Origin of the sequence: Paracoccus sp. (in: a-proteobacteria) (assembly GCF_030536915.1) — a bacterium.
In the GTDB taxonomy this organism is placed as follows: domain Bacteria; phylum Pseudomonadota; class Alphaproteobacteria; order Rhodobacterales; family Rhodobacteraceae; genus Paracoccus.
Window position 1 is genome coordinate 1 of sequence record NZ_JAUNPC010000106.1, and the last position, 8,470, is coordinate 8,470.

General features: G+C 68.3%; 11 protein-coding genes. 6 read left to right on the plus strand and 5 right to left on the minus strand.

The features are described from left to right. Window positions 1-1,241 (plus strand): capsule biosynthesis protein (locus tag Q4F04_RS13655; protein ID WP_303370357.1); only part of this gene is annotated, 1,241 nt, incomplete at its 5' end. A gap of 9 nt (window positions 1,242-1,250) precedes the next feature. Next, window positions 1,251-1,925 carry an ABC transporter ATP-binding protein gene (locus Q4F04_RS13660; protein ID WP_303370358.1) on the plus strand — a complete coding sequence of 225 codons (675 nt, stop codon included), beginning with the start codon at window positions 1,251-1,253 and terminating at the stop codon, window positions 1,923-1,925. Here Q4F04_RS13660 and Q4F04_RS13665 read toward each other — a convergent pair. After that, on the minus strand, window positions 1,922-3,292 hold the full coding sequence (locus Q4F04_RS13665; RefSeq protein WP_303370359.1) for a phosphomannomutase: 1,371 nt from the start codon (window positions 3,290-3,292) through the stop codon (window positions 1,922-1,924). The genes Q4F04_RS13660 and Q4F04_RS13665 overlap by 4 nt on opposite strands. A 128-nt stretch (window positions 3,293-3,420) precedes the next feature. On the opposite strand from Q4F04_RS13665, the gene Q4F04_RS13670 reads away from it, so the two are divergent. Genes Q4F04_RS13670 through Q4F04_RS13680 form a run of 3 tightly spaced genes read left to right on the plus strand, consistent with a single transcriptional unit; the run spans window position 3,421 to window position 5,281 of the window. Continuing rightward, complete coding sequence (locus tag Q4F04_RS13670; RefSeq protein WP_303370360.1) at window positions 3,421-3,828, plus strand: ketosteroid isomerase-related protein; 408 nt, start codon at window positions 3,421-3,423, stop codon at window positions 3,826-3,828. Beyond that, entirely contained in the window at window positions 3,825-4,406 is a 582-nt protein-coding gene (locus Q4F04_RS13675; RefSeq protein WP_303370361.1) for a GNAT family N-acetyltransferase, read from the plus strand. Before Q4F04_RS13670 ends, Q4F04_RS13675 begins: the two co-directional genes overlap by 4 nt. Window positions 4,407-4,414: 8 nt before the next feature. Beyond that, window positions 4,415-5,281 (plus strand): carbon-nitrogen hydrolase family protein, encoded by an 867-nt coding sequence (locus Q4F04_RS13680; RefSeq protein WP_303370366.1) that lies wholly within the window; start codon window positions 4,415-4,417, stop codon window positions 5,279-5,281. Here Q4F04_RS13680 and ttcA read toward each other — a convergent pair. From ttcA to rpmH, 4 genes are all read right to left on the minus strand, one after another. After that, window positions 5,269-6,156, minus strand: a complete 888-nt coding sequence (gene ttcA / locus Q4F04_RS13685) for a tRNA 2-thiocytidine(32) synthetase TtcA (RefSeq protein ID WP_303370362.1) — start codon at window positions 6,154-6,156, stop codon at window positions 5,269-5,271. The two genes, Q4F04_RS13680 and ttcA, sit on opposite strands and share 13 nt — an antisense overlap. A 124-nt stretch (window positions 6,157-6,280) precedes the next feature. Continuing rightward, window positions 6,281-6,520, minus strand: a complete 240-nt coding sequence (gene yidD, locus Q4F04_RS13690; protein ID WP_303370363.1) for a membrane protein insertion efficiency factor YidD — start codon at window positions 6,518-6,520, stop codon at window positions 6,281-6,283. Then, window positions 6,517-6,918: a ribonuclease P protein component gene (gene rnpA / locus Q4F04_RS13695; RefSeq protein ID WP_303370364.1), complete on the minus strand. Its 402-nt coding sequence runs from the start codon at window positions 6,916-6,918 to the stop codon at window positions 6,517-6,519. Before rnpA ends, yidD begins: the two co-directional genes overlap by 4 nt. Before the next feature lie 83 nt (window positions 6,919-7,001). Further along, window positions 7,002-7,136: a 50S ribosomal protein L34 gene (gene rpmH, locus Q4F04_RS13700; protein ID WP_073061402.1), complete on the minus strand. Its 135-nt coding sequence runs from the start codon at window positions 7,134-7,136 to the stop codon at window positions 7,002-7,004. Window positions 7,137-7,394: 258 nt separating this feature from the next. Here rpmH and Q4F04_RS13705 point away from each other — a divergent pair. After that, on the plus strand, window positions 7,395-8,470 hold a 1,076-nt coding region (locus Q4F04_RS13705; RefSeq protein WP_303370365.1), incomplete at its 3' end, for a HAMP domain-containing sensor histidine kinase.

Sequence of the window (8,470 nt, forward strand, 5' to 3'; positions counted from 1 at the left end):
CGCAACCCGCATCCGTCCCGGCCCCCCCGCGACCCGCCGCGCCGCCGCCGGCGCCTCGGCCCGCCTCGCCCCCGCCCCCGGCCGTCCCGCCCCAGGGCGCGGCTTTCCCCCCGGTCGCCGAGCCTGCGCCCGTCGCGCGGGCGAGGCGCCGGCACTGGGTGCTGCTGTTCAGCCTGTTTCTGCTGGTGATCCTGCCCACGGCCCTCTGGGGCACCTATCTGTGGACGCGGGCGACGGACCAGTTTTCCTCGAGCGTCGGCTTCTCGGTCCGGCGAGAGGAAGGCGCACCCTCGATCGACATGTTCGGGGGCATCTTCGGCGGCAGTTCCTCGGGCACGGCCTCGGACACCGATATCCTATACGAATTCATCCGCTCGCCCGATCTCGTGCAGCGGACGGACGAGGCCCTGGACATCCGGGCGATGTTCTCGCGCAACTGGCCCGAGGACTTCGTCTTCGCCTTCGACCCCGAAGGGACAATCGAGGACCTGACCAACTACTGGCGGCGGCAGGTCAGTATCTACTACGACGATTCCTCGGGCATCATCACCGTCAAGGTCAGCGCCTTCACGCCCGAGGATGCCAAGGCCATCGCGGACACGATCTTCGCGGAAAGCGAGCGGGTGGTGAACAGCCTGTCCGAACACGCCCGCCGTGACGCCACCACGCAGGCCGAGGCCGAACTGGAAAAATCCCGCGCCGTGCTGACCGAGGCCCGTCAGGCGATGACGGCCTTCCGCGTCCGCACCCGCATCGTCGATCCGACCATCGATCTGGGCGCGCAGATGACGGTGATGACCACCCTGCAGGGCCAGCTGGCCGAGGCGCAGGTCGCGCTGGACCAGTTGCGCCAGAACGCGCGTGCCGGCGACCAGCGGATCGTCCAGGCAGAGCTGCGGGTCGCGTCGCTGGAAAACCAGATCGAGCAGGAGCGCGACAAGTTCGGCGGCGACACGCCCGATGGCGAGAATTACGCCGAGATGATGGCGGATTACGAACGCCTGAAGGTCGATCTGGAATTCGCCGAAGGGATGCACCAGTCATCCCGCATCGCCTATGAATCCGCCCTTGCCGCGGCCCAGCGGCAGACGCGCTACCTGGCGGCCCACATCACCCCCACCCTCGCGCAACGGTCGCTTGAGCCTGCGCGGCCCTGGCTGCTGGCGCTGGGGGCGGGGATGGCATTCCTGCTGTGGTCGATCATGATCCTGATCTATTACAGCGTGCGCGACCGGCGCTGAGGCGGCGCGATGATCCGGCTCGAGAACCTGACAAAGATCTACTACGCCAATGGCCGGCGGAAGGTGGTCGCGGACGGGCTGAACGCGGTGTTCCCGACCGGCGCATCGGTCGGGCTTTTGGGCCGCAACGGGGCGGGAAAATCGACGCTGCTGCGGATGATCGCGGGGACGGCGCTGCCGACGACGGGCCGGATCGTCTCGGACGGCTCGATCTCCTGGCCGGTGGGTTTCGCGGGCAGCTTCCACCACGAGTTGACGGGGGCGCAGAACATCCGCTTCGTCGCCCGCATCTACGGCGTCGATACCGACGGACTGGTCGACTACGTCGCCGATTTCGCCGAACTGGGCGACAGCTACCACATGCCCTTCGGCACCTATTCCTCGGGGATGAAGTCGCGGCTGGCGATGGGATGCAGCATGGGCATCCATTTCGACACCTACCTCGTGGACGAGGTGACCAGCGTGGGCGATGCCGAGTTCCGGGAAAAGTCCCAGCGCGTCTTCACCGACCGGATGCAGCGGTCCTCGGCGATCGTGGTCAGCCATTCGATGCCGATGATCCGGCGGCTGTGCAACATGGGTGCGGTGCTGGACCGGGCGCGGCTGACGGTGTTCGACAGGATCGACGACGCCATCGCCTACCATGAACATGTCATGGGCGTGCCGGATACGGTCGGCGACTAACCCGTCAGCAGCGCCGAAATCTCCGCCACCTTCGCTGCCACCAGCGCTGCGTCGCCCCGGCTTTCCACGTTCAGCCGCACCACCGGCTCGGTGTTGGACCGGCGCAGGTTGAAGCGCCATTCCGGGTATTCGAGGCTGATGCCGTCGGTATCGTCGCGGGCGATGGCCTGCGCCTCCATCGCTGCCAGCACGCGGGCAAGGCTTGCGTCGGGATCGGACAGGCGGAAGTTGATCTCTCCCGAGGATGGGAAGGCGGCCATGCGGTCGCCCACGAGGCGCGACAGGGGCTGGCCCGAGCGGCTGATGAGTTCGGCCACCAGCAGCCAAGGGATCATGCCGCTGTCGGCATAGGCGAAGTCGCGGAAATAGTGATGCGCGGACATCTCGCCGCCATAAACCGCGCCGCTTTCCCGCATGGCCTGCTTGACGAAGGCATGGCCGGTTTTCGACTGCACCGCCTCTCCCCCCGCCCGCGCGATGATGTCGCGGGTGTTCAGGACGACCCGGGGATCGTGGACGATGCGCGCGCCCGGATGGCGGTCGAGGAAGGCCGCCGCCAGCAGCCCTACGACATATTCGCCGGGGATGAAGCGGCCGGTTTCGTCGAACAGGAAGCAGCGGTCGAAGTCTCCGTCCCAGGCGACCCCAAGGTCCGCGCCATGCGTCCGCACAGCCTCCGAAGTCATGGGCTGGTTTTCCGGCAGCAGCGGGTTCGGGATGCCGTTCGGAAAGCCCGGATCGGGGTCGTGGTTGATGCGCGTGATCTCCAGCCTTGCCCCGCGCCGGGCGAGTTCCGCCGCGATGGCGTCGAAGGCGGGACCGGCGACGCCATTTCCCGCGTTCACCAGCAGCTTCAGCGGGCCAAGCGCCGAGGCCTCCACGAAGTCGCAGACGCGGCGGGCATAGTCGGCGCGGGTGCCACTCGCGTCCGACACCCGGCCGGGCGCAGCGTCAGGGAACTCGCCCGCCTGCGCCACCCGCGCCAGTTCCGCCAGGTCCGTCGCCGGGTCCAGCGGCGCCGCGCCTGCCTTCACCAGCTTCATGCCGTTGTAGTCGATGGGGTTGTGCGAGGCCGTGACCTCGATGCCGCCATCCGCGCCCAGGTGATCGGTGGCGAAATACATCTCCTCGGTGCCCGCAAGGCCGAGGTCCAGCACCTCGATGCCGCCTTCGACCAGACCGCGCGTCAAGGCCGCCGCCAGCACGGGCGAGCTTTCCCGCCCGTCGCGGCCCACGACCACCCGCCGTACGCCCGGACGCAGGGCAAAGGCGCGACCGACGCGCCAGGCCACGTCCTCGTCCAACTCGTCGCCCAGACTGCCGCGCAGGTCATAGGCCTTGAAGCAGGTGATGGTGCGGGCGGTCATGGACGTCCTCCTTTGGCCGCGCGACCCTGCCCAAGCCGCAAGGGACGCGCAAGCCGTCCGACCTTCGGAGGGGGCTGACCTTCGCGCCCCGCCCCGCTAGTCCTTGGGAAACCACGGAAAGGAAGCCCATGTCCCAGGCCGAGACCAAGCAACTGATCGCCGCCTATTACGACGCCTTCAACCGGGGCGAGCCAGAGGCGATGGAGGCCATGCTGCACGACGACTTCGAGCATCACGTCAACGAGGGCGGCATCCGCCGCGGCAAGGACGGCTTTGCCGCCTTCAACCGCCACATGAGCGAGACCTATCGCGAGAACCTCACCGACATGGTGATCTTCGCCAATGAGGACGGAAGCCGGGGCGCCGCCGAGTTCGTGGTGAACGGCACCTATCTGAAGACCGACCCCGGCCTGCCCGAGGCGCGCGGCCAGAGCTATTGCCTGCCCGCCGGGACCTTCTTCGCGATCAGGGACGGCAAGATCGCGCGGGTGACGACCTATTACAACCTTGCCGACTGGGTGCGGCAGGTCTCGTGATCACGACGCGCATCCTGACGGGCGAGGCCGTGGGAGGGGCGTTGGACGACCTCGCCCGGCTGCGGATTGCCGTGTTCCGCGACTGGCCCTACCTCTACGACGGCGATGAGGGGTATGAGCGCGAGTATCTGAAAGCCTACACTGCCCCCGGCGCGGTCGTGGTCGCGGCGATGGACGGCGAGCGGATGATCGGCGCTGCCACCGGCGCGCCGATGGAGGACCACGCCAAAGATTTCGCCGTCGCCTTCGAAGGCCGCCCCGAGCGGCTGGAAGAGATCTTCTACTGCGCCGAATCGGTCCTGCTGCCCGAATACCGTGGCCACGGCCTGGGCCATGCCTTCTTCGACGGGCGCGAGGCGCAGGGAAGGTCATTGGGGCGGCGGTATGCAGCCTTCTGCTCGGTCATCAGACCCGCCGACCATCCGGCCCGGCCCGCGGATTACCGTCCGCTCGACGGTTTCTGGCGCAAGCGCGGCTACCAGCCGCTGCCGGGGGTTGTCGCCAATTTCCACTGGCGCGATCTCGGGGACGCCGAGGAGACGACCAAGCAACTGCAATTCTGGATGAAACCGTTGTGAGCCGCCCCATCCGCATCGCCACCGCCGCCTATCCCTTCGACTGGTTCGACGACCTGTCAGCTTACGACGCGAAAATGACGGCTTGGGTGGCCGAGGCTGCCGACTGCGACCTGCTGGTCTTTCCCGAATATGGCGCAATGGAACTGGCAAGCCTCGGCGGTCCCGACATCGCCCGCGACCTCGAAGCGAGCCTGCACGAGGTCGCCCGGCACGAGGCCGCGCGGGACGCGATCCATGCGCGACTGGCGGCGGAGCATGGTTGCCATATCCTCGCGGCCTCGGGTCCGGCCTTCCCCTCGCCCGGTGCGCGACCGGTAAACCGCGCTGTTCTGTTCGGGCCGCAAGGACGGATCGGGCACCAGGACAAGCAGATCATGACCCGCTTCGAACGCGAGGAATGGGACGTGACCGGCGCGCCGGGATTGCAGGTCTTCGACGCGCCCATTGGAAAACTTGGCATCACCATCTGCTACGACAGCGAGTTCCCCCTGCTCGCCCGCAGGCTGGCGGAAAGCGGGGCCGAGATCATCCTCGCCCCAAGCTGCACCGACAGCGTGGCGGGCTTCATGCGCGTCCGCATCGGCTGCATGGCCCGCGCACTGGAGAATCAATGCGTCGTCGTGCAGGCCCCGACCGTGGGCGACTGCGACTGGAACCCGGCCATCGACGAGAACCGCGGCATCGCCGCGATCTACGCGCCCCCGGACGGGTTATGGCCGGAAACCGGGATCGTGGCCGAAGGGGTGATGGACGCACCCGGCTGGGTGAAAGCCGAGATCGACCTCGACCGCATTGCCGAAAGCCGCCGCGACGGGCGGGTGCTGCCCTTCGCGCATTGGCCGGAAAGCGAATCCGTCCCGGTTCAGTCCGCCTGATCGCGCAGCCGGGGCACGTCCTCGGCGGACCGCGGTTCCGGCGCGAGGTTGGCAAAGTCGAACAGCACCGGGTCGGGCAGGTGCGAGGGGCGCACGTTGCACAGCGCCCGGAACATCACCTGCCGTCGGCCGGGGCTGCGCGCTTCCCATTCGTCCAGCAGCTTCTTGACCTGCATCCGCTGCAAGCCTTCCTGGCTGCCGCAGAGATCGCAGGGGATCACGGGATAGTTCATCGCGCGGGCAAAGCGCTCGCAATCCGCCTCGGCGACATAGGCCAGCGGACGCAGCACGTTCAGATCGCCGTCCTCGTTCAGCAGCTTCGGCGGCATGGAGGCCAGCCTGCCGCCGTGGAACAGGTTCATGAAAAAGGTTTCCAGGATGTCGTCCCGGTGGTGGCCTAGGACCACCGCGCTGCAACCTTCCTCGCGCGCGATGCGATACAGGTTGCCGCGCCGCAGGCGGGAACACAGGCTGCAATAGGTGCGGCCCTCGGGCACCTTGGCCTTCACCACGGAATAGGTGTCCTGGTATTCGATCCGGTGTGGCACGCCGCGTTCCGTCAGGAACTCGGGCAGCACGGTCGCCGGAAAGCCCGGCTGGCCCTGGTCGAGATTGCAGGCGAGCAGCTCCACCGGCAGCAGCCCGCGCCATTTCAACTCATGCAGCACGGCCAGCAGGGTATAGCTGTCCTTGCCGCCCGACAGGCAGACCAGCCAGCGGTCGCCGGGCGTGACCATGTGATAGGTCTCGATCGCGGCGCGGGTCTCGCGCACGAGGCGCTTCCTCAGCTTGCGGAACTCGGTGGACGAGGGCGCGCCGCGGAACAGCGGGTGGATCTCGGTCTCGTCGACGGTGTCGGTGGCGTCGTCCAGCATCAGGCGGCCCTTGAAGGATGAGGCGCAGGCATCACAAGTCCCATGCCTTGAAAACGAATGTCGGCAGCGCGCTGATCGCAGTCGCCGCAAGCGGCAGGCCGCACAGGATCGCAGGGGCGACAGGTCATGAGCGATTCTCATGCGCGGGCGGCACCGGATCGTATCCCCAGCCGCCCCAAGGATGACAGCGGCCGATGCGCCGCAGCGTCAGCCAGCTTCCGCGCAGCGCCCCGTGCCGCTCCAGCGCCTCGAGCGAATAGGCCGAGCAGGTCGGCTGGAACCGGCAAGCATGGCCCACCCATGGGCTGAGGACCAGCCGATAGGCGCGGACCGGCAGCGCGACGATGCGGGCCAGCGGGGTCATCCCCTGCCCCTCCGGCGGGGCTGAGCGCCGGGATCGGGGCTGCGCGGCTCGGGGCCGGCATGGACGCGGGCGAGGGCGCGGGCAAGGTCCGAACGCATCTCGGCGAAGTCGCGGGTGGCGGTCGCCTCGGGGCGGCCGACCAGCACATAGTCCCAGCCGCCCTGCCCCTGCGCCGGGATCACCTCGCGCGCCAAGGCCCGCAGCCGGCGCTTGGCGCGGTTGCGGGCCACGGCATTGCCGAGCTTCTTGGAACAGGTATAGCCCACACGGATCGCATCCGGCGGCGCGATCGGCTCGGCGGGGTCGCGGCGGCGGGCCTGCAGCAGAAAGCCCGCCGTTCCCTGACGACGGGCGGAAGCCGCACGCAGGAAATCGGCGCGGCGGGTCAAGGTCGTCATGGCCGGCCTGCAGGCGTCCTGTGCGTCGCCGGCAGATGCCGAGACGTCAGCGGTCAGCGCCTGCGCCACCGGCCCAAGGCCGATCAGGCCGACAGGACCTTGCGGCCCTTGGCGCGGCGGGCGTTCAGAACCCGACGGCCGCCCTTGGTGGCCATGCGGGCGCGGAAACCATGCCGGCGCGCGCGAACCAGGTTCGACGGCTGGAAGGTGCGTTTCATCGTCTTGCTCCAACAACTGGGACGCGCAGGGTATGGGCCATCGGCCCACGCAGGCGCGCCGGGAATGCGAAGCCCGGCTGATACGGCCGGCAGCCCCCCGAGTCAACAGAAACACCGTCGTTCCGCCCGTTTTTCGCGACGCAACGGCGCATCGTCGCACCCTTGGAACCCGGCGCAGATCACATATGTTTGAAGATCAGCGCCGCCAAGGGCCGATGCGATTGCCGGCGCCCCGGCTCTGCGACGATACGGGACCACATGACCTTCAACAGCATTTCCGGCCGCTTCGCCCTGCTGACGATCGTGTTCGTCCTGCTGGCCGAGATCCTCATCCTCGTCCCCAGCGTCACCAACTTCCGGCGCGACTACCTGGAAACGCGGCTGGAGCGGGCGCAGATCGCCAGCCTCGCGCTGCTGGCCACGGACGAATCAATCGCCGCCGACCTTGAAAGCGAGCTGCTGGAAAACGCGGGCGTCTACAACGTCGTGCTGCGACGCGACGACATCCGCCAGCTGGTGCTGTCCTCGCCGCTGCCGCAGCCGATCTCGGCCACCTACGACCTGCGCGAGCGCAACTACTGGGACAATGTCCGCGACACGCTGGACCGCCTTCTGAACCCGCAGCCCCAGGTCATCCGCGTCATCGGAGAGCCGGTGCGCCAGGCCGGCCAGCTGATCGAGATCACCATGAACACCGCCCCCATGCGCGCCGCGATGATCGAGTTCGCCCTGCGCCTGCTGGCCGTATCGGCCGCCTTTTCGGTGCTGACGGCGGTGCTGCTGAACCTCGTGACCCAGCGTCTGATCGTGCGGCCCATCCGGGGCGTGATCGGGCACATGACCGCCTATGCCGCCTCGCCCGAGGACAGCCGCACCATCATCACCCCCTCGGCCACCATGGGCGAGGTGCGCGAGGCCGAGGTCGCGCTGGCGGCCCTGCAGCATACCGTCACCGCCTCGCTGAAGCAGCGCGAAAGGCTGGCGCAGCTCGGGCAGGCGGTGGCCAAGATCAGCCATGACCTGCGCAACATCCTGACCACGGGGCAGATCCTCGCCGACCGGCTTGAACAAAGCGCCGACCCCGCCGTGCGGCGCGCGGCGCCCAAGCTCATGGGCTCGATTTCGCGTGCGGTGAACCTGTGCGAAACGACGCTGGCCTTCGGCAAGGCCGAAGAGCCGCGCCCCTCGCTGTCGCTGTTCCACCTGCGCCCCTTGGTCGCCGAGGTCATCGAGGCCGAGGAGCTTGCCGGCGAGGCCGTGGGCGAGGCGCGGGTCGAGTTCATCGCCGACATCCCCGCGGGCATGCGCATCCGCGCCGACCGCGACCAGCTTTA

Excerpts from the sequence above, each read along its gene's own strand:
- Q4F04_RS13660 (WP_303370358.1), top strand. The coding sequence starts at position 1,251 with ATGATCCGGCTCGAGAACCTGACAAAGATCTACTACGCCAATGGCCGG.
- Q4F04_RS13665 (WP_303370359.1), bottom strand. The coding sequence starts at position 3,292 with ATGACCGCCCGCACCATCACCTGCTTCAAGGCCTATGACCTGCGCGGC.
- Q4F04_RS13670 (WP_303370360.1), top strand. The coding sequence starts at position 3,421 with ATGTCCCAGGCCGAGACCAAGCAACTGATCGCCGCCTATTACGACGCC.
- ttcA (WP_303370362.1), bottom strand. The coding sequence starts at position 6,156 with ATGCTGGACGACGCCACCGACACCGTCGACGAGACCGAGATCCACCCG.
- yidD (WP_303370363.1), bottom strand. The coding sequence starts at position 6,520 with ATGACCCCGCTGGCCCGCATCGTCGCGCTGCCGGTCCGCGCCTATCGG.
- rnpA (WP_303370364.1), bottom strand. The coding sequence starts at position 6,918 with ATGACGACCTTGACCCGCCGCGCCGATTTCCTGCGTGCGGCTTCCGCC.
- rpmH (WP_073061402.1), bottom strand. The coding sequence starts at position 7,136 with ATGAAACGCACCTTCCAGCCGTCGAACCTGGTTCGCGCGCGCCGGCAT.